Raw genomic sequence first — 17910 nt, forward strand, 5'->3', positions numbered from 1 at the left:
CTCCGGGGGGAATTGATGGCCGCGTATGGAAGAGCAAACGGCGCGATAAGGAAGCAAGCTTCATGCCCAGCGCGGGAATGCGGATTGCCGCATGGCGGGACGGCAAATGGAGACTGCGATGAACACCTTGAAAGACACCGTGCAAGGCCTGGCGATGGAGCTGGGCGTCGAATCCCCGATGGATGCCAAACGGGTGGATGACGGCGCGCCCGCGGCGCACCAGTTCGCCCTGTCGGCCACGGCGGGCCGCATCTATATCCAGAATGCCGCCGGCAAGGTGATCGAGGTGGGCGACCTGCTGGAAGAACAGGGCCGCTACAGCTACCGGCTGGATCAGGGCGCCATCGTTGGCCGCGACCTGCCGGACCTGGCGAGCGCGCTCAAGGACCTGGCCGGCCAGCTGACTTTCCTGTACGTGGATGGCCTGTTCCGGCAATTACCGGACAGCGCGGCCGAGGCCTCTACCCATTCCATGTCGGCCGCGCCGGTCTTCGTGACCCTGGCCGACGGCACGGACGAGCTGCGCGGGCCTGGCGGGACGGAGACGGCCGGCCGTTGAACCACGCCGCGCGCCGGCGCGGCCAGGGACTTCAGACGGGCGCGGTCCGCCTGGCCCGGGGGCTCCTGGCCTCGGCGTCTTCCTGGCGCGCTTCGCGCACCAGCCTGGGATAGACGGTCTTCGCGCCCGCCAGGAAGTTTTCGACCGCGTAGCGCACCTTGTCGTCGAACGAGACTTCCATGGGCGACTGGTAGATGGTTTCGCGGATGGCGGTGTAGAACAGCCCGTCGTGCAGCGTCCAGTAGAACTCGATCTCCTGTTCCGTCACCGGCCCGTCATCCGCGACGCCGCAGTGATGCCGCAGTTCCTGGCAGCAAGGCGCGAGCAGGTCCTTCTTGATCAACTGCAGATAGCGGCGGTTCAGGCCGCTGCTTTCCAGGCCGGCGAACATATAGATGCGTATCCATTCGGGCTGGTAGGTCGCCCGCGCATATTCGCGGTAGAAGCGCACCAGTCTTTCCTGCAGCGGCAGCGTGCGATCGCGCAGCAGGGCCACCCATTGCGGCTGCCAGCGTCCCATGAACACGTGCAGATAGACCTGGTCGATCAGGTCCTGCTTGGATTTGAAGTACCGGTACAGCAGCGGCTGCGTGATACCCAGGCGCTGGGAGAGTTCGCGCGTGTGACCGGCGAAGCCCTTTTCGGAAAAATATCGGATGGCGCCGTGCAGGATCTGCTGCTGGCGTTCGGCCGCGCGTAGGCGCGGTTTCTTTTCCACCGGCGCGGGCTTGCCGGCGCGGGGGGAGGCTGTCTTCGCTGGCGTGGCGGATCGCGCCGCGCGTGTGGATTTGGTCGTGGCAACCATGCTTACAGCGGATCCCCCGTGTCAGGCGTCAGGCCCGCGGACTGCACCGCGGGAATCAGGCAGAGCTCGTCATTGTCGGAGGTATCCCCCGAAATGCCGATGGAGCCGACCACATGGCCCGCTGCGTCGCGGATCAGCGCGCCGCCGGCCACGGGGGCCAGACGGCCTTCGGAGATCGCGTTCAGCGCGGCGAAGAAAACCGGCGCGCCCTGGGAGCGCCGGGCCAGTTCGCGGCCGCCCAGGCCCATGCCCAGCACGCCCCAGGCCTTGGCCATGGCCAGCTGCGGCCGCATGATTCCCGAGTTGTCGGCACGCTTCAGCACCACCAGATGCCCGCCGGCATCCATGATGGCCACCGTCAAGGGCGCGTAGCCTCGTTCGCGGCCTTGCCTGAGCGCTTCGTCCGCGATGCGGTCGGCCTGTTCCAGCAGCACATTGCTCATTCTGCGATCTCCGATTGCCGGCATGCGTCAATCCACGCGTATGCCCTTGTCCTTGATGATTTTCGCGTACTTGTCGGTCTCGGCGCGGTTGAAGCGTACCAGTTCCGCGGGGCTGGTATGCATGGCGTCCACGCCCAGGTCATAGTAGAGCTTGACCAGCCTGTGATCCGTCATGGCCTTGCCGATGGCGCGCTGATATTCCGCGACGATCGCCGGCGGCGTGTTCGCCGGCAGGTAAACGCCCCAGGAGTTCAGCGCCACCATGCCGGGCAGGCCGCTTTCGGCCACCGTCGGCACGTCGGGCAACTGCGCCGAACGCTGCGCGCTGGTGATCGCCAGCGGCCGCAGCTTGCCGGCCTTGATGTACTGCATGACCGCCTGCGTGTCGGCGAAGATCATGTCGATCTGGCCTCCCATCAGGTCGTTGACCGCCGCCACCCCGCCCTTGTAGGGCACGTGCTGCATCTTGATGCCGGCCGCTTCGTCCAGCATTTCGCCGCTGAGGTGCGCCAGGGTGCCGGAGCCGCCCGAGCCGAAGTTCAGTCCGCCCGGCTTCGCCTTGGCGGCCTGGATGACATCGTGCAGCGTCCTGAACGGCGACTTCGGATGGACCACCAGCACCACCGGGCCGGTGGCCACCAGCGATACGGGTGTGAAGTCGCGCGCCATGTCGTAGGGCAGCTTGCTCAATAAGGGATTGACCAGCGTGGGGCCCATGTTTCCCATCATGAAGGTATAGCCGTCGGCGGGTTGCCGGGCCGCGTACTCCGTACCCAGCGAGCCGGCCGCGCCCGGCTTGTTGTCGACGATCACCGGCTGTTTCCAGACATCCGCCAACTGCTGGCCCAGGATGCGCGCCATCAGGTCGGATGCGCCTCCCGGCGGAAAAGTGACAACGAGATGGACTGGGCGATCGGGGAAGGCAGCCGCGGCGACGCTCGCCCAAAGGGCGAACAGCACTGCCGCGACCACGCGGGTCGTGATTCGGCGGTACATTCGTTGTCTCCTGGTGGTATGCGCGCGGCCCCGTTCTGTGCGGGGCCTTTGCGGATATACTATCGATCGATAAATTAGAAAGCAATCGCTAAATCTCGCAGCGGAAATATTCATGGCAAATTTCAGCAGTCCCAGCCAGGCCGGCCGTGCCGACCAGACCCTGGCCCACAACATGAAACTGTTGGCTCAGCACGAGCTGGAAGGCTTTGGCGGGCTGGGCGAAGGGATCGCCATGCAGCGGACCGACGACGGGCGCCGCATCCTGTGGATGGCGCACGAATCGGCGCCCAAGAATTTCACCGCGGTGGACGTGACCGATCCGCGGCAGCCGAAAATGGTGGTGCAGACCGACCTGCCGCACATGAAGGTGCGCTCCAATTCGCTGGACGTGTGCGGCAACCTGATGGCGGTGGCCTATCAGGTCCAATCGCCCGGCATGAAGCCCGCGGGCTTCGACCTGTTCGACATCAGCGTTCCCGAACAGCCCAGGCTGGTTTCGCATTTCGATTGCTCGGGCCCGTATTCGCGCGGCGTGCATGCGCTGTGGTTCGTCGACGGCAAGACCGTGCACATGGCCTCGGGCGCGCCGGACTTCCAGCCGCACGATCCCAAGGACGACCAGATCTACCGCATCGTCGACGTCAGCGATCCCGCCAAGCCGGTCGAAGCCGGCCGCTGGTGGTACCCGGGCACGCGCGTGGGCGACACCGAACCGCAACCGCAGCGCCTGCCTGAAAAATTCGATACGGGTTTCCGCGCGCACAACACCAACGTGTTCCCGCAACGTCCCGACCGTGCCTACGTCGGTTATATCGATGGCGGCGCCTTCGTGCTGGACATCTCCGACAAGTCCGATATCAAGGTCGTTTCGAGCTGGAACCACTCGCCCCCCAACAACGGTTTCACGCATACCGTGCTGCCCTTGTTCGAGCGCGACCTCTGGATCGTCAGCGACGAATGCGTGCAGGACGACGGCGCCGACTGGCCCAAGCTGGTGTGGGTGGTGAACGCCAAATCGGAACGCCACCCGCTGCCCATCGGCACCTTCCCGATGCCGCCGGTGGAGGCCTTCGCCAAGCGCGGCGGCCGCTTCGGCGCGCACAACCTGCATGAGAACCTGCCGCTGCCCGTTTCCTTCCAGTCGGAAACCCTGATCGTCGGCACCTTCTTCAATGGCGGCGTGCGGGTCTACGACACCACGGATCCCTATCACGTGGAAGAGGTCGCCTACTTCGTGCCGGGTGCGCCCAAGCTGTCGCCGGCCGGCGCGATCCAGCTCAACGACGTCTATGTGGACGACCGGCGCATCGTGTACACCATCGACCGTTTCGCCGGTGGCCTGTACATCCTGGAGCTGACGATCTGACGGGCGGTTCCGCATGGCTTATCAACGCGATCCGCTGGCGGGCAAGCTGCCCGTCACGCTCATCACTGGGTTCCTGGGCAGCGGCAAGACCACGCTGATCCGGCGCCTGCTGACCCACCCGGACATGAACCGCGTGGCGGTGGTGATCAATGAGGTCGGCGAGATCGGCATCGACAACGACCTGGTCGTGATGTCCTCGGAAAACGTCAGCCTGCTGGCGAACGGCTGCCTGTGCTGCACCGTGCGTACCGATCTCCAGGAAACGCTGCGCGAGCTGTTCGGCCAGCGTCGCGCCGGGCAGATCGCCGATTTCGACCGCGTGGTGATCGAAACGACGGGGCTGGCGGATCCGGCGCCGGTCATCCAGACATTGGCCAGCGACACGATGCTGGGCGCGCAGTATCGCCTGGACGGCGTGGTGACGCTGGTGGACGCGGTCAACGGGCCGGACCAACTGCGCACGCAGCCGGAAGCCGTCAAGCAGGCGGCGGTCGCCGACCTGCTGGTGATCACCAAGGAAGACCTGGCGCAACCCGCCGGCGTGCAGGCCTTGACCGCCGCCCTGCGCGACATCAACGGCAATGCGGCCATCCGCCACACGAGCATGGGCCAGATCGAGCCGGCCGAATTGACGGGGCTGGGCTTGACCAGCGCGCGTTCGCGCGAAGGTGCGTTGCGCTTCCTGGGCACGGCGTTCGACGAAGCGGGCGCCACGGGCGGGCAGGGTGGCTACTTGGGCGACCGCGTGCCGTCCCGGCATGCCGGCATCGAGACCCTGGCCCTGCGTTTCGACGCGCCTTTCACCTGGGATGTATTCGCCGCGGCGATGGACATGCTGATCGGCATGCGCGGCGTGGACCTGTTACGGGTAAAGGGCATCGTCAACGTGGAGGGCCAGCCGGTGGTGGTGCAGGCGGTGCAGCACATCATGCATCCGCCCGTCACGCTGGACGCCTGGCCGACGGACGACCATGGATCCAGGCTGGTCTTCATCACGCGGAACATCAAGGCGGCCGCGATACGCGGGCTGTTCGAGGCGGTCGGGGCGATACGGTCCTGAGGGCCCGGAGGGCGACCGGGCGCCGCGTCGATGGCGCGCCAGGCGACGTGCGGCACCGGGCGGCGTCACGCATCGCTAGCGCTTGAGCGCGGACATCTTCTCCAGCACGTCGTAGACCGCCGCCGTATCCGACTCGCCATGCCCCATGCCCATGGCGGCGTTGTACACGGGGATGCAGGCGCTGAAGAGCGGGGCGGGCACGTTGGCGTCCGCCAGCGCCGCCGCGATCAGCTTCATGTCCTTTTGCCAGATCGAGACTTTCATGGTGGCTTCGTCCCACGTGCCGGCCGCCATCGCCGGTCCGCGCACCTGCAGCATGCGCGAGCCGCCCGCGCCGTCGGCCAGCACCTGGACCGCCAGGTCCATGTCGATGCCCATGCGCTGCCCCATCAGCAGGGCCTCGGCCGTGGAAATGTTGTGGATGGCGACCAGCAGGTTCGCCATCAGCTTCATGCGCATGCCGTTGCCGAAGGCGCCGATGTTGTAGGTCACGCGCGCGAAGCCGTCGAATACCTCCTTCATCGCCTCGACCGCCGCCGCGTCGCCGCTGGCATACACGACCAGGTCGCGCGTGACCGCCTGCGCCCCGGTGCCCGAGAGCGGAGTATCCAGCAAGGTGATGCCGCGGGCGGACAGCAGATCCGCCGCCTGCTGCTTGGCGGGTATGGGCAGGGTGCTGGTCTCGGCCACGATCAATCCGTCCCGTCCGGCCGCGGCGATCTGCCGCGATACTTCGCACAGCGCGGCTTCGCTGGGCAGGCAGAGTATCAGGCACCTGGCCTCGCGGATGGCGTGCTCGGGCGTCGACACGGCCAGGCCGCCGGCGGATTCGAGCGCCGCGCGCGCCGCGGGCAGGGGGTCGTAGCCGATCACCTGGAATCCCGCCTTGACCAGGTTCGCGGCTATCGCCGACCCCATGATGCCGATGCCCAGCACGCCCACGGTGGCGGGGCGGCCCGACGATGGAGAGAGCGATGCGGAAGATGCGTTCACGGCGTGTCCTTGTGCGTGGCCGGGCGCCGGATCGACGACCTGCCAGTTGATCTATCGATAACTTGCCAAGTATAGCGCCGGTGGCGGCAATGCATATGCCGGCCGATCCACGCGTCGCGCCTCCCAGGCGCGGATACCCGTGGCCTCAGCCGCCCGGAACGCCTTGCGTATTCACGTAGAGCGAATAGATGGAGGTGCAGGACGCCATGAAGAGGCGATTCCGGTGTTTTCCGCCAAAGCACAGGTTGGCGCAGCGCTCCGGCAGTTCGATGTGGCCGATGGCCTCGCCTTCCGGCGTGAACACGCGCACGCCGTCCAGTTCCGGCGTGCCCATGCCCCAGCCGCACCACAGGTTGCCGTGGATATCGACCCGGAAGCCGTCCGGCGTGCCCGGCCCGGCGTCCACCAGGACGCGGCTGTTCGACAGCAATGCCTGGCCGGCCCCGCCGGCTGCGACGTCGAAGACGCGGATGGTGCGGGGCCGGGCGCGCGATTCGATCACGTACAGCCGGGTTTCGTCGGGAGAAAACGCCAGGCCGTTGGGACCGTTCACGTCGTCCGCCACCACGTCCAGCCGGCCGCTGTCCGGATCCAGCCGGTAGACGTTGGCGGGCAGTTCCTGTTCCGCTTTTTCGCCCTGGTAGTAGCCCACGATGCCGAAGGGCGGGTCGGTGAACCAGATGGATCCATCCGACTTGACCACGACGTCGTTCGGCGAATTCAGGCGCTTGCCGGCGTACGAGTCGGCCAGGACCGTGATCCTGCCATCGTATTCCGTGCGCGTGACGCGGCGGCCGCCGTGTTCGCAGGTGATCAGCCGGCCCTGGCGATCGCGGGTGTTGCCATTGGCGTTATTGGAAGGTCCGCGAAACACGCCGACCTGGCCGGTGGCTTCGTCCCAGCGCATGATGCGGTCGTTGGGAATATCGCTCCACAGCAGGTAGCGGCCGTCGCCGAACCACACCGGGCCTTCGGCCCAGCGGCTGCCGGTGGCGATACGCTCCACCGCCGCCAGCGGCAGGTGCAGCGCGTGGAATGCCGGTGTCAGGCTGCGTACGGCGGGATCGGGATAGCGTTGCGTGGGTTCCCACATGATGATGAGGCTCCAGGCGGCGGGACAGGGTCCCGCATGGGGGTGGGGGCGGTCGGGCGCGGTCGCGCCGCATCCGCCGGGTCGCCACGACGGTCGTCAGGCGTACAGGCGTGCCGGATTGTCGGTCAGCAGCGCGCGCGCGGTGGCGGCGTCGCCGCAGGCGCGGCGTGCCAGGTCCAGCAGGGCGGCATCGTCCGGATGCGCGTACTTGATGTTCACGTGGGGAAAGTCGGTGCCCCACAGCACGCGGTCCGGCGCGGCCGCGATCAGCGCGCGCATCTGCGCGATGGCCTGCTCCGGCTGCCCTTGGGTGACCCGGTCCGCGCCGGAAACCTTCACCCACACTTGCGGCGATTCCAGCCAGCGCAGCAGCGCCTGCCCGGCCTCGCTGCGCAGGCCGTCGCCGGCGGGCAGTCGCGCCATGTGGTCGACGACCACGGGCACGCCGCAACCGTCCAGCGCGTCCAGTACGGCGATGGTGTCTTCCGGGCCGGCGTGGACCAGTGCGTGCCAGCCATAGCCCGCCACGCGCGCGATGGCCGCGCGCATGCGTCCGGCGTCGAAGCTCGCCGCGCCGCCGCCCAGATGCGCCAGCACGTTGAATCGGATGCCGCGCACGCCCGCGTCATGCATGGCGCGCAACGTGGCGTCCGGGACATCCGGATCGATGATGACGATGCCCCGGTAGGCCCCCTGGCTGGCGGCCAGCGCGCCCAGCAGCGCCGAATGATCGCCGCCGTAGTTCGCTCCGTGGACGATGACGCCGCGCGTCACGCCCATGCGGGCATGCAGGGCGCGCGTCGCCTCGAAGGGCGCTTCCTCCGGGCGGTAGGAAGGATTCGGCGGCAGGGGATACCGCTCCCATGGACCGAAGACATGGAAATGGGTATCCCAGATATCGTCGCCGCCGGCGGCGTGGGTCGCCGCGCCTGCCTGCGTATCGGGTGTGCTGCTTGGTTCTGCCATGGCCAGTCGCTTTTCGTCCGTAAGGGTCAATCGCAGCGCACGCTCATGCCGCCGTCGACCACGATTTCGGTGCCGGTGACGAAGCGGGCTTCATCGGAGGCCAGGAACAGCGCCGCATTGGCGGTATCGCGTCCATCGCCCATGAAGTTCAGGGGTATACGCGACTGGCGTTGCTGTAGCAGGGCATCGACGTTGCCGCCGGCGCGCTGCCCGGCCAGGCGCACTTCCACCATGGGCGTATGCATCTGCCCTGGAATGACGGTGTTCACACGGATGTTCTTCTTGGCGTACTCCACCGCGACGACCTTGGAAAACTGGATCACGCCGGCCTTGGCGGACGCGTAGCCGACCTGGGCCGACCCCGTCCAGCGTATGCCGGAAGTGGACGCCGTGTTGACGATCGCGCCGCCGCCCTGCGCTTCCATGATGGGCAGGACGTGCTTGCAGGTCAGGAAGACGCTCTTCAGGTTGAAGGCGATCTGCGCGTCCCAGGTTTCTTCCGACAGCGTGACGGGCCCGCCCTTGGCCGAGCCGCCGACGTTGTTCACCAGGATGTCGACCCGGCCGTAGTGCTTGCGGCAGGCGTCCACCATCGCCGCGACTTCGTCGTCCTTGGTGACGTCGCAGGTCCAGGCGGTGACTTCGCCGCCATCGGCGCGGATCAGGTCCAGCGTTTCGGTCATCGCATCCGCGTTCTTGTCCACCGCGAAGATGCGCGCGCCTTCCTGCGCGAAGCGTACCGCGACCGCGCGGCCGTTACCCCAGCCCGGACCGACGCATCCCGCGCCGACCACGATCGCCACCTTGTCTTGCAGTCTTCCCGTCATGCCGAGTCTCCCTGTGTTCAGCTTATTTGTCGGTAGGGTGCTTGTGCAGGCCCATTTCGATGGGCTCGCCTTCCGGCGGCATGATCTCGAACACATTCAAGGTCATCGATACCAGCGAGTAATACCCCGCGATGCCGACCAGGTCGATGATGCCGGCTTCGCCCAGCACCATGGTGGCCTTTTCATAGAGGGCGTCGGGAATGTGGCGCTTTTCATGCAGCGCGGTCAGGAATTCGTGCACCAGTATTTCGTCATCGTGGACGTAGGGAATGGGCTTGTCGTCGCGCAGCGCGTCGATCATGGGCTCGGCCAGGCCGGCCTTGAGGCCCATCTGCTTGTGCGCCCACCATTCGAACTCGGAGCGCCAGTGCCGGGCCAGGATCAGGATGGCCCATTCGGAAAGGCGGGGCGACAGGCTGGTCTCGTAGCGGCAGTAGCGGCCCAGCGCCTGCGCGGGCTCGGCCAGCGCGGGACGGTGCAGCCACACGGCCAGCGGGCCGCGCACGCGGCCGCGCGGGCCACTGGCGATCAGATCGTGTATGCGCTGTTGCTCGGCATTCATCTGGCCGGGTTGCAGCGGTTGTATACGTGCCATGCGGGTCTCCGTTCGTTGTCTTGCCGTCGCCGCGCGACGTTATCGGGCTGGAATTCTGGGCGGCGGCGCCTGTCGGGTCCAATATATTTTTCGGAAGGCATTGATTCCAAAATGGAATCACCCGTCGCCCGGCCACATCCGCCTGCCAGCATACATCGCCGTGGATCAGCAAGAGTCGACCGCGCGCGTCGGATGTCCAACAGGCGTACACCGTAGAGCCAGCGACCGCATGCTCTGCAGGGCGCCACCTTACGACGGCATGACGCTTGCGACTTCCGCCAGGTGCCCATCGCTACGGGGATGGCGCGTGGCTGTACATCACAGGGTATCCAGGGAGACTGTCATGGCACTTATCGTAGCCGCACGGTTCACCACCTTCGAGCAGGCCCAGGGCGCTGCAAGAGCACTGTTCGCCCAGGGCTTTGCCGAAGACGACGTGCATATTTTTTACGTGAATATGGCGGGTTCGCATGCCCGCTATCCCATAGGCGGGGACCGCGATGTCGATCCCGATATGGAAGGCACTTCCTATGGCCTGCTGCTGGGCGGCGCCGGGGTGGCGTTGATCGGCGCGGTCGTGGGGGGCCTGATCGGCGGCGCATTCCAGCTCGCGCCGCTGGGGGTGCTGGCGGTGGCGGCGGTGGGCGCGTACATCGGCTCGCTGATGGGTGCGATGTGGGTGTCCGGGCGCCGCAAGCCCGGTGTTTCACGCAATCGCGGCGCACCCGCCGACCATCCGGAAAACCGGCATGCGGGCGTGCTGCTCGCATTGCATACGGATATCTCGCGCGAAGCCGAGGCTTGCAAGCTCTTGCGGGACGCCGGTGGCGTGGACGTGGAGCGCGCGCAGGGCCGCTGGCAGGAAGGGCGGTGGGTGGACTTCGATCCCCTGAAGCCGCCGGAGCGCGAACCGGAACACATGCTGCGCGGCGCGGCCCCTGCCGTACCTCCGGGCGGTCAGGTCAATCCGCGTTGATGCCCGGCAGGGCAGCGACTGGACATGGGAGAGGACTAGCCATGGCGAAATACCGAGACTTCGAGATCGAAATGACTGTCGTGCCGGATGCGGCGGGACAATACGAGGCCGCGTTCGAACTGCGGCGGGCGGGCGACGGCGAGCGCGCCGGCAAGGCAGGCGACGCGGACCGCGGCCGCTACCAGTTTCCGCCGGTGGGCAGCTACATGACGCCCGATGATGCGCGCGAGCAGACGGCAGCCTGGGCGCATAAATGGATAGACGCCAATTTCGGCAAATAGCGCCGGTGCCCGGCCGGCGCTGACGCCGCACGCACTCAGGCGGGTTCGACCGGTTCGGGCGGTTTCGCGTAACCGTGCTGGTAGTGATGGCTGAAGGTCTTCAGCGCGTGCAGGGCCTTGACGGGATCATGCCCTGGCTTGACCAGGAAGCTGTCGAAGCCGCAGCGCGCCTGGTAGTGGATGGTATCGATCAGCACGTCGCCCACCGCACGGAGTTCGCCTTGCCAGCCATGGTGGGTGCGCAGGATCTGGGCGATGGAATAACCACGGCCGTCCGTATACAGCGGGAAGTTCACCGCGATATAGGCGATGCCCGCTGGATCCAGGGTGCGCGCGCCGTTTTCCAGCAGGTCCGCCGGTTCGGCGTCCGGTTCCAGCAGGATGGCGACCGGGTGACGCCGTGCGCGCAGCGTGTCGCGCGCCTTCAACCAGGTCGAAAGCGGCACGATCCAATCCGGTTCGTCGGGCGGCGTGGCGTTTGCGTCGTCCGTCTCGCCGGGCTCGTACCGGCGCGAGGTATCCGCCTGCAGGCGGCCATGGCGGATCAGGTTGTCGGGGGAGGTCTGGTCAGGCATGGGTGGCCTCTCCGGTGGCCTGGCTCTTGGCGGCGCCGTAGACATCGGCCTTGAAGGGGTCGATGCCCACGCGGCCGACCACGTCGACGAAGCGTTCTTCTTCGCTGTCGCGCAGGCGCAGGTAGGTGTGGATCAGGGTTTCGACCACGCCGGGCACTTCGTCGCGAGCGAACGAGGGGCCGATAATGCGACCGATGGCGGCGCCGCCGGCGCGCAGCGGATCGACGTCGTTCAGGTTGTCGCCGGCGCCGTTCTGGCGCCCGCCTATCGTCACCTGGTACCACTCCTCGCCGGCCTTGTCGACGCCGAGGATGCCGATGTGCCCCACGTGGTGGTGCCCGCAGGCGTTGATGCAGCCCGAGATGTTCAGGTCGAGTTCACCGATCTCGAACAGGTAGTCCAGGTCGTCGAAGCGGCGCTGGATGGCGTCCGCCACGGGGATGGACACGGCGTTGGCCAGGGCGCAGAAGTCGCCCCCCGGACAGGCGATGATGTTGGTCAGCAGCCCGATGTTGGGGGTGGCCAGCTTCAGCGGCTTGAGCGCGTTCCACAGCTCGTACAGGCGGCTGCGGCGCACGTCGGCCAGGATCAGGTTCTGTTCGTGCGAAACGCGCATTTCACCGAACGAATAGTCGTCGGCCAGCGCCGCGATGGCGTCCATCTGGTCGGCGGTCACGTCGCCGGGAGGCGTGCCGGTGGGCTTCAGGGACAGCGTCACGGAGGCATAGCCGGCGACCCGGTGCGGGCGCACGTTCTTGCGCAGCCAGCGACCGAAGGCCGGGTCCGCTGCCGCCAGCGTGTCGGTGGGATCGTGGTCCTGCGCGGCGGCGGCGTCGTAGGCCGGCCAGGTGAAGCGGTCGGCGATCCGGTCCAGGTCGGCCTGCGCCAGCTTGTTGGGACCGTCCTTCAGATAGGCCCATTCCTGTTCGACCTGCTGAGCGAAGACTTCGGGCGTCAGGTCCTTGACCAGGATCTTGATGCGCGCCTTGTACTTGTTGTCGCGCCGGCCATGCAGGTTGTAGACGCGCAGGACGGCCTGCAGATAGGTCAGCAGGTCGTACCAGGCGACGAAGGGGCTGATCTGTTTGCCGACGATGGGAGTACGGCCCATGCCGCCGCCCACCCAGACGCGGAAGCCGACCACGCCGTCCTGTTGCAGCGCCTGCAGCCCGATGTCGTGCACGCCCACGGCCGCGCGGTCTTCGTGCGCGCCGCTGACGGCGATCTTGAACTTGCGCGGCAGGAAGGCGAATTCCGGGTGCAGCATCGACCACTGGCGGATGATCTCGCACCATACCAGCGGGTTGGTCACTTCATCCGGCGCGACGCCGGCGAAATGATCGGTGGTGGTGTTGCGGATGCAGTTGCCGCTGGTCTGGATGGCATGCATCTGCACCGTGGCCAGTTCGGCCAGGATGTCGGGCACGTCTTCCAGCTTGGGCCAGTTGAATTGCATGTTCTGACGCGTGCTGAAGTGCCCATAGCCGCGGTCGTACGTGCGGGCGATGTGGCCCAGCATGCGCAACTGGCGGGACGTCAGCATGCCATAGGGGATCGCGACGCGCAGCATGGGCGCGTGCCGCTGTATATATAGGCCGTTCTGCAGTCGCAGCGTGCGGAAGTCGTCTTCCGACAGCTGGCCGGCCAGAAAGCGTTGCGTCTGGTCGCGGAACTGCGCGACGCGCTCTTCGACCAGTTGCTGGTCTATGGGGTCATACACGTACATGTCTATGCGCCTCGATACGCACGCCACCAGTGGGTGCGGCGGCCCTGTGCACAGGCCGGAAACCGCCATCGTAGCCCGGAAGCGGGGTACCTGTCCCCGCTATTGACCTGGGGTTATTTGCTTAGAAAGCCAGCTTATTAAGGCAGGGTGTGCCTTGGGCCGTTGACGCGGCTCAGGCAGGTGCCGTGCCCGACTCTCGAAATGTCCGGCCAAAGAAAAACCCGCCTTGCGGCGGGTTTTAAGGTGCGACGCACCGCTTCGAAAGCACGCTGCCTTTAATGCATGCTTTTAAAGCTGGCTTCCGAAGTGACCGCGGCCTGGGCCGCCGACTTCAGAACTGGCGCGATATTACTGCGCGGCGTCCTTCAGCTTCTTCAGCGGGCGGACCTTCACCTTGACCGAAGCGGGCTTGGCGGCGAACCAGCGCTCTTCACCGGAGAAGGGATCCTTGCCGAAGCGCTTGGGCTTGGCGGGGACCTTTTGCACGGTGACCTTGAACAGGCCGGGCATCGTGAATTCGCCGGAGCCCTTCTTGTTCACGGAAGCCAGGACAGCGCCTTCCAGGCTGGCCAGCACGGCCTTGACCGATTTGGCTTCGACGCCGCTCTGTTCGACCACGTGGGCCACCAGTTGGCTTTTGTTCAGCGCGCTCTTCAGCGCGGCTACGGGCGCGGCGGCCTTTTTGGCCGGAGCGGACTTGGTCACAGCGGCCTTCTTGGCCACGGCTTTTTTGGCCGGGGCTTTCTTGGCAGCAGTCGTGGAGGCTTTCTTTGCAGGAGCTTTAGCTTTAGTGGCCATGGTCGAAAGAATGGTTGGGTTGAAATAGCAAGGCTCAAGCCGTACGCCTGGCGACGGCTGAACGCGATGATACGTTATGCGTAGCCGTTATGTACACGATTTGGCGTGTATTGCGCGCGAAAAAGCCTTGTAGAGGCGCTACAACAACGGTTATGCGCCTTGGGAGCCCTGAAAAAAAGGGGTTTTGCGGCAGTCGCGCGTGCCGGACCGTTGAAATCTCAGGCCGCCAAGGTCAGCGAGGCATGGCGTGGGACCGATTCGATCAGCGCTACGGCCTGGCCGATGACGATAACGGCGGGGCTGGCCATGCCGGCGTCGGCGATGTCGGCGGCCATGCGATCCAGCCGCGTGACGATATGGCGTTGCTCCGGACATGAAACGCGTTGCGCCACGGCGACCGGCATATCCGCCGCGAAGCCGGCTTCGCGCAGCTCCCGCGCCAACGTGCCGGCATCGCGCATGCCCATGTAGCAGACCAGTGTCAGGCCGCTGGCGGCCAGCGCGCGCCAGTCCGGACGGCTGTCATCCATGGTGTGCGCGGTCACCAGCGCGACGCCGCGGCTTACGCCGCGGTGGGTCAATGGCAAGCCCAGCGCGGCGCCCACCGCGAGTCCGGCGGTGATGCCGCCGACCGCTTCGGCCGCGAGGCCGCGCGCCGCCAGCCAATGCATTTCCTCGCCGCCGCGGCCGAAGATAAAGGGATCGCCGCCCTTGACGCGCGCCACCATCCTGCCCTGGCGGGCATGGCGTGCCATCAGGCGCAGGATGAAATCCTGCGGCGTCGAACGACAGCCGCCGCGCTTGCCGACGTTGACGATGCGCGCGCCCGGCGCGGCGAGCGCGCGGATGTCCGGGCCGACCAGATCGTCGACCAGCCAGACTTCGGCCTGCCGCAGGATGCGCGCGGCCTTGACGGTCAGCAGATCGGGGTCGCCGGGCCCTGCGCCGACCAGCCAGACCTTGCCGCTGGGTTTGCCGTCGGGCTTGGCGATGGATGCGGCATCGGGCCTGGAGGTGGCTTTGGAATCGGGTTTGAAATCGGGTTTGAAATCGGATTCGCCAGTCAGGCGCGGCGTGCCGCCAAGGTCGTTCATCGTCAGGTTTCCAGTTGGACCTGTGCCCGCGCAACCATGCGGGCGACTTCCGGGCCGCAGGAGCCGCAGCCGGTCCCGCAGCGCAAGGTGCGGCGCAGACCGTCGGCGTCGAGTCCGGCGGCGATGCCGGCGTGGATGGCGCGGTCCGTTACGCCGTGGCAGACACAGACCGTGCGCGCCCGCGCCACCGGGGCCGTGCGCCCCATCAGCAACTGCGCCGCGCTGGCGGGCGCCGCGCCGCCATCCGCCCATGCCGATACGGCGTCGAGTATGCGCGTGTCGCCGGCCACCAGGAAAGCCACCGGCCTGCCGTCGGACAGGGCAATACGCCGCACGATGCCGCGATGCGGGTCGTCATAGAAGGCGTGGGGCTGTTCCAGCGCCAGGGCCGCGCACAGGGCCTCCAGGACGTCGGTATCCGGTGCGTGCGCCGCGGCCAGCACGATGCGGACGCCGCCACCGCCCATGGCGGTCGGCAGTATCGCGGCATAGTGAAAGCGCCGCAGCCATGGCGCCAGGTCCCGGCGCAGCGCCGGCACATCGCCGCGTATCCATCCCGCCGCCTGCCAGTCAAGGTTCGCGGGCCGCACGACGATGGCGCTATGTTTCAGTTCGGGCTGCCTGGACACGGGGTCGCGCGCGGGATTGGTCAACGCGTTCACGCCGTCGCCGGCAATGAAGGCGCTGCCCCAATGCATGGGCAGGAAGGCCTGGCCGGGCCGCAGGGCATCGTCGGCGCGTACGGGCATGTGCAGCTGTCCGCGCCGCGAGGCGATATGCGCCAGGCCGCCTTCCGCGAGTCCGGCCTCGGCCATGTCGGCCGGATGCATGGACAGCCAGGGTTCCTCCACATGCCGGGTCAGGGCTGGCGACAGCGCGGTGCGCGCCATCGTGTGCCAGTGGTCGCGCAAGCGGCCGGTCGTCAGCCGCAGCGGGAAGTCCGGCGACACGGGTTCGGCGACGGGCAGATAGGGCAGGTCGAGGAAGCGGGCGCGACCGTTGGGCGTGGCGAAAAGGCCGTCGACGTAGAGCCGTGCGCGCGGACGTGCATCGGCGCCGCGCCGATCGGGCCGGTAGGGCCATTGTTGCGGGCCGTCGCGTTCCAGCACCGCGTAGTCCAGGGCGCTGTAATCCAGGTCGCGGCCCGCGGTGGTGCGCGCATGTTCCGCGAAAACCTCGCTTTCCCCGGCAAACGAGAAGAGCCGCGCCTTGTCGGGAGCAATGCGGCGGGCCAGGCGCGTGGCGACGTCCGCGGCAAGGCGCCAATCGGGCCGGGCGTCGCCGGGTGGGGCGATCGCGGCGCGCACGCGGCTGATGCGCCGCTCGGAGTTGGTCGTCGTGCCTTCTTTCTCCGGCCAGGTGGCGGCGGGCAACACCAGATCGGCATAGGCCAGCGTTTCGGTGCCGGCATAGGCGTCCTGCACGATGACGAACTCGGCCTTCTCCAGCGCCGCGCGCACGCGTGCCTGGTCCGGCATCGACTGCGCGGGGTTGGTCGCGACGATCCACAATGCCTTGACGCGGCCTTCCAGCACGGCGTCGAACATCTCCACGGCCGGCAGGCCGGGCGTCTCGGGCAGGCTGTCCACGCCCCACAGCGCCGCGACTTCCGCGCGGTCGGCGGCATTGCCCGGGTCGCGATGGCCGGGCAGCAGCGTCGCCATGCCGCCGGCCTCGCGGCCGCCCATGGCGTTGGGCTGGCCGGTCAGCGAGAACGGACCGGCGCCGGGTTTGCCGATCTGGCCGGTGGCCAGATGCAGATGGATCAAGGCGGCATTCTTGGCCGTACCGCTGCTGGACTGGTTCAGGCCCATGGTGTACAGCGACAGCGTCGCGGGCGACCGGGCGAACCAGCGGGCCGCCTGCACGATGTCGGCGGCCGGCACGCCGCAGATTTCCTGTGCCGCTTCCGGCGTGAAGTCGGCGATCCGGCGCTCCAGGGCCGCATAACCTTCGGTGTGCCGCTCGATATAGCCGCGGTCGATCAACGATTCGGCGGCCATGACGCGCAGCATGGCATGGAACAGGGCGACATCGGTGCCTGGCAGGATGGGCAGGTGCAGATCGGCCAGGGCGGTGGTGTCGGTGCGGCGCGGATCGGCCACGATCACCCGCATCCGCGGACGCGCGTGGCGCGCCGCTTCCAGGCGGCGAAACAGAACCGGATGCGCGTACGCCACGTTGGCGCCGGCGATGAATACGGTGTCGGCCAGCTCCAGATCGTCGTAGCAGGCGGGCGGGGCATCGGCACCCAGCGTCTGCTTGTAGCCGGCCACCGCGCTGGACATGCATAGCCGCGAATTCGTGTCCACATTGTTGGTGCCGGCCAATGCTCGCGCCAGCTTGTTGAAGACGCTGTAGTCCTCGGTCAGCAACTGGCCCGACAGGTAGAAGCCGATCGCATCCGGCCCATCGCGGCGGATGATGTCGGCCAGCCGCCCGGCCGCGATATCCAATGCCTGGTCCAGTGGAACGTCCACCCTGGCCGCCGTCTTGCCCGGCCGCCACTGGGCCTTGAGGATGCGCGCGGCGTCGCCGCGGACCGTGTCCGCCAACTGCAGGCCCTTGCTGCACAGGCGGCCGCGATTGGACGGATGGGTTTCATCGCCAAGGATGGCGATCACGCGGCCGCCATGGGCGGCAACCCGCACCCCGCAGCCGGTCCCGCAATAGCAGCAGACCGACGAAACGGTGCGCGCGCCGTTCGCGGCGGCCCGGCTGGCGGCGGCATCGTGAAGATTGTGAGCGTCCATCTTC

At 67.2% G+C, this 17910-nt stretch carries 18 protein-coding genes; 5 read left to right on the forward strand and 13 right to left on the reverse strand.

Features of this window, described 5'->3' with window-relative positions; translation table 11 throughout:
• Positions 1–118 precede the first annotated feature (118 nt).
• Positions 119–559 (forward strand): hypothetical protein, encoded by a 441-nt coding sequence (locus tag CAL12_RS06940; RefSeq protein WP_086063817.1) that lies wholly within the window; start codon positions 119–121, stop codon positions 557–559.
• A gap of 31 nt (positions 560–590) precedes the next feature.
• Here CAL12_RS06940 and CAL12_RS06945 read toward each other — a convergent pair whose 3' ends face one another.
• From CAL12_RS06945 to CAL12_RS06955, 3 genes are read right to left on the reverse strand one after another with little or no spacing between them, the layout of a single operon-like run.
• On the reverse strand, positions 591–1364 hold the full coding sequence (locus CAL12_RS06945) for a TetR/AcrR family transcriptional regulator (protein WP_086063818.1): 774 nt from the start codon (positions 1362–1364) through the stop codon (positions 591–593).
• Between the two features lie 2 nt (positions 1365–1366).
• Positions 1367–1807 (reverse strand): GlcG/HbpS family heme-binding protein, encoded by a 441-nt coding sequence (locus CAL12_RS06950; RefSeq protein WP_086063819.1) that lies wholly within the window; start codon positions 1805–1807, stop codon positions 1367–1369.
• Between the two features lie 27 nt (positions 1808–1834).
• On the reverse strand, positions 1835–2803 hold the full coding sequence (locus tag CAL12_RS06955; protein ID WP_157792910.1) for a Bug family tripartite tricarboxylate transporter substrate binding protein: 969 nt from the start codon (positions 2801–2803) through the stop codon (positions 1835–1837).
• Positions 2804–2915: 112 nt separating this feature from the next.
• On the opposite strand from CAL12_RS06955, the gene CAL12_RS06960 reads away from it, so the two are divergent.
• Positions 2916–4169: an LVIVD repeat-containing protein gene (locus CAL12_RS06960; protein WP_198298397.1), complete on the forward strand. Its 1254-nt coding sequence runs from the start codon at positions 2916–2918 to the stop codon at positions 4167–4169.
• A gap of 13 nt (positions 4170–4182) precedes the next feature.
• Entirely contained in the window at positions 4183–5229 is a 1047-nt protein-coding gene (locus CAL12_RS06965) for a CobW family GTP-binding protein (protein WP_086063822.1), read from the forward strand.
• Between the two features lie 75 nt (positions 5230–5304).
• On the opposite strand, the gene CAL12_RS06970 is transcribed toward CAL12_RS06965, so the two are convergent.
• The 5 genes from CAL12_RS06970 to CAL12_RS06990 all read right to left on the reverse strand — a co-directional run bounded on the left by CAL12_RS06970 (position 5305) and on the right by CAL12_RS06990 (position 9703).
• A complete protein-coding gene (locus tag CAL12_RS06970) occupies positions 5305–6222 on the reverse strand; it encodes an NAD(P)-dependent oxidoreductase (RefSeq protein ID WP_157792911.1) in 918 nt (305 codons plus the stop codon).
• A gap of 145 nt (positions 6223–6367) precedes the next feature.
• Positions 6368–7315 carry an SMP-30/gluconolactonase/LRE family protein gene (locus tag CAL12_RS06975; RefSeq protein WP_086063824.1) on the reverse strand — a complete coding sequence of 316 codons (948 nt, stop codon included), beginning with the start codon at positions 7313–7315 and terminating at the stop codon, positions 6368–6370.
• 96 nt (positions 7316–7411) lie between these two features.
• On the reverse strand, positions 7412–8281 hold the full coding sequence (locus CAL12_RS06980; RefSeq protein ID WP_157792912.1) for an amidohydrolase family protein: 870 nt from the start codon (positions 8279–8281) through the stop codon (positions 7412–7414).
• Positions 8282–8307: 26 nt separating this feature from the next.
• Positions 8308–9108, reverse strand: coding sequence for an SDR family NAD(P)-dependent oxidoreductase (locus CAL12_RS06985; protein WP_086063826.1), 801 nt, complete (start codon positions 9106–9108; stop codon positions 8308–8310).
• 22 nt (positions 9109–9130) lie between these two features.
• Entirely contained in the window at positions 9131–9703 is a 573-nt protein-coding gene (locus CAL12_RS06990; RefSeq protein ID WP_086063827.1) for a carboxymuconolactone decarboxylase family protein, read from the reverse strand.
• Between the two features lie 343 nt (positions 9704–10046).
• Between CAL12_RS06990 and CAL12_RS06995 the strand changes: the two genes are divergently transcribed.
• Both CAL12_RS06995 and CAL12_RS07000 read left to right on the forward strand, forming a co-directional pair.
• Complete coding sequence (locus CAL12_RS06995) at positions 10047–10679, forward strand: hypothetical protein (RefSeq protein ID WP_086063828.1); 633 nt, start codon at positions 10047–10049, stop codon at positions 10677–10679.
• 41 nt (positions 10680–10720) lie between these two features.
• A complete protein-coding gene (locus tag CAL12_RS07000) occupies positions 10721–10960 on the forward strand; it encodes a hypothetical protein (RefSeq protein WP_086063829.1) in 240 nt (79 codons plus the stop codon).
• A 35-nt stretch (positions 10961–10995) separates the two neighbouring features.
• On the opposite strand, the gene CAL12_RS07005 is transcribed toward CAL12_RS07000, so the two are convergent.
• The 5 genes from CAL12_RS07005 to CAL12_RS07025 form a co-directional block, all read right to left on the reverse strand.
• Positions 10996–11535: a DUF934 domain-containing protein gene (locus CAL12_RS07005; protein WP_086063830.1), complete on the reverse strand. Its 540-nt coding sequence runs from the start codon at positions 11533–11535 to the stop codon at positions 10996–10998.
• On the reverse strand, positions 11528–13261 hold the full coding sequence (locus tag CAL12_RS07010) for a nitrite/sulfite reductase (RefSeq protein WP_086063831.1): 1734 nt from the start codon (positions 13259–13261) through the stop codon (positions 11528–11530). The genes CAL12_RS07005 and CAL12_RS07010 overlap by 8 nt, the downstream gene beginning before the upstream one ends.
• A 348-nt stretch (positions 13262–13609) precedes the next feature.
• On the reverse strand, positions 13610–14059 hold the full coding sequence (locus tag CAL12_RS07015; protein ID WP_086063832.1) for an HU family DNA-binding protein: 450 nt from the start codon (positions 14057–14059) through the stop codon (positions 13610–13612).
• Between the two features lie 218 nt (positions 14060–14277).
• Positions 14278–15153 (reverse strand): uroporphyrinogen-III C-methyltransferase, encoded by an 876-nt coding sequence (gene cobA / locus CAL12_RS07020; RefSeq protein ID WP_086063833.1) that lies wholly within the window; start codon positions 15151–15153, stop codon positions 14278–14280.
• Positions 15154–15155: 2 nt separating this feature from the next.
• Entirely contained in the window at positions 15156–17906 is a 2751-nt protein-coding gene (locus tag CAL12_RS07025) for a nitrate reductase (protein ID WP_086063834.1), read from the reverse strand.
• Between the last annotated feature and the right edge of the window lie 4 nt (positions 17907–17910).

Origin of the sequence: Bordetella genomosp. 8, from assembly GCF_002119685.1 — a bacterium.
In the GTDB taxonomy this organism is placed as follows: Bacteria; Pseudomonadota; Gammaproteobacteria; order Burkholderiales; family Burkholderiaceae_B; genus Bordetella_C.

What these genes read in the sequence shown, in the direction of transcription:
- CAL12_RS06940 (WP_086063817.1), top strand. Translation starts at nt 119, where the DNA reads ATGAACACCTTGAAAGACACCGTGCAAGGCCTGGCGATGGAGCTGGGC.
- CAL12_RS06945 (WP_086063818.1), bottom strand. Translation starts at nt 1,364, where the DNA reads ATGGTTGCCACGACCAAATCCACACGCGCGGCGCGATCCGCCACGCCA.
- CAL12_RS06950 (WP_086063819.1), bottom strand. Translation starts at nt 1,807, where the DNA reads ATGAGCAATGTGCTGCTGGAACAGGCCGACCGCATCGCGGACGAAGCG.
- CAL12_RS06955 (WP_157792910.1), bottom strand. Translation starts at nt 2,803, where the DNA reads ATGTACCGCCGAATCACGACCCGCGTGGTCGCGGCAGTGCTGTTCGCC.
- CAL12_RS06960 (WP_198298397.1), top strand. Translation starts at nt 2,916, where the DNA reads ATGGCAAATTTCAGCAGTCCCAGCCAGGCCGGCCGTGCCGACCAGACC.
- CAL12_RS06965 (WP_086063822.1), top strand. Translation starts at nt 4,183, where the DNA reads ATGGCTTATCAACGCGATCCGCTGGCGGGCAAGCTGCCCGTCACGCTC.
- CAL12_RS06975 (WP_086063824.1), bottom strand. Translation starts at nt 7,315, where the DNA reads ATGTGGGAACCCACGCAACGCTATCCCGATCCCGCCGTACGCAGCCTG.
- CAL12_RS06980 (WP_157792912.1), bottom strand. Translation starts at nt 8,281, where the DNA reads ATGGCAGAACCAAGCAGCACACCCGATACGCAGGCAGGCGCGGCGACC.
- CAL12_RS06985 (WP_086063826.1), bottom strand. Translation starts at nt 9,108, where the DNA reads ATGACGGGAAGACTGCAAGACAAGGTGGCGATCGTGGTCGGCGCGGGA.
- CAL12_RS06990 (WP_086063827.1), bottom strand. Translation starts at nt 9,703, where the DNA reads ATGGCACGTATACAACCGCTGCAACCCGGCCAGATGAATGCCGAGCAA.
- CAL12_RS06995 (WP_086063828.1), top strand. Translation starts at nt 10,047, where the DNA reads ATGGCACTTATCGTAGCCGCACGGTTCACCACCTTCGAGCAGGCCCAG.
- CAL12_RS07000 (WP_086063829.1), top strand. Translation starts at nt 10,721, where the DNA reads ATGGCGAAATACCGAGACTTCGAGATCGAAATGACTGTCGTGCCGGAT.
- CAL12_RS07005 (WP_086063830.1), bottom strand. Translation starts at nt 11,535, where the DNA reads ATGCCTGACCAGACCTCCCCCGACAACCTGATCCGCCATGGCCGCCTG.
- CAL12_RS07010 (WP_086063831.1), bottom strand. Translation starts at nt 13,261, where the DNA reads ATGTACGTGTATGACCCCATAGACCAGCAACTGGTCGAAGAGCGCGTC.
- CAL12_RS07015 (WP_086063832.1), bottom strand. Translation starts at nt 14,059, where the DNA reads ATGGCCACTAAAGCTAAAGCTCCTGCAAAGAAAGCCTCCACGACTGCT.
- cobA (WP_086063833.1), bottom strand. Translation starts at nt 15,153, where the DNA reads ATGAACGACCTTGGCGGCACGCCGCGCCTGACTGGCGAATCCGATTTC.
- CAL12_RS07025 (WP_086063834.1), bottom strand. Translation starts at nt 17,906, where the DNA reads ATGGACGCTCACAATCTTCACGATGCCGCCGCCAGCCGGGCCGCCGCG.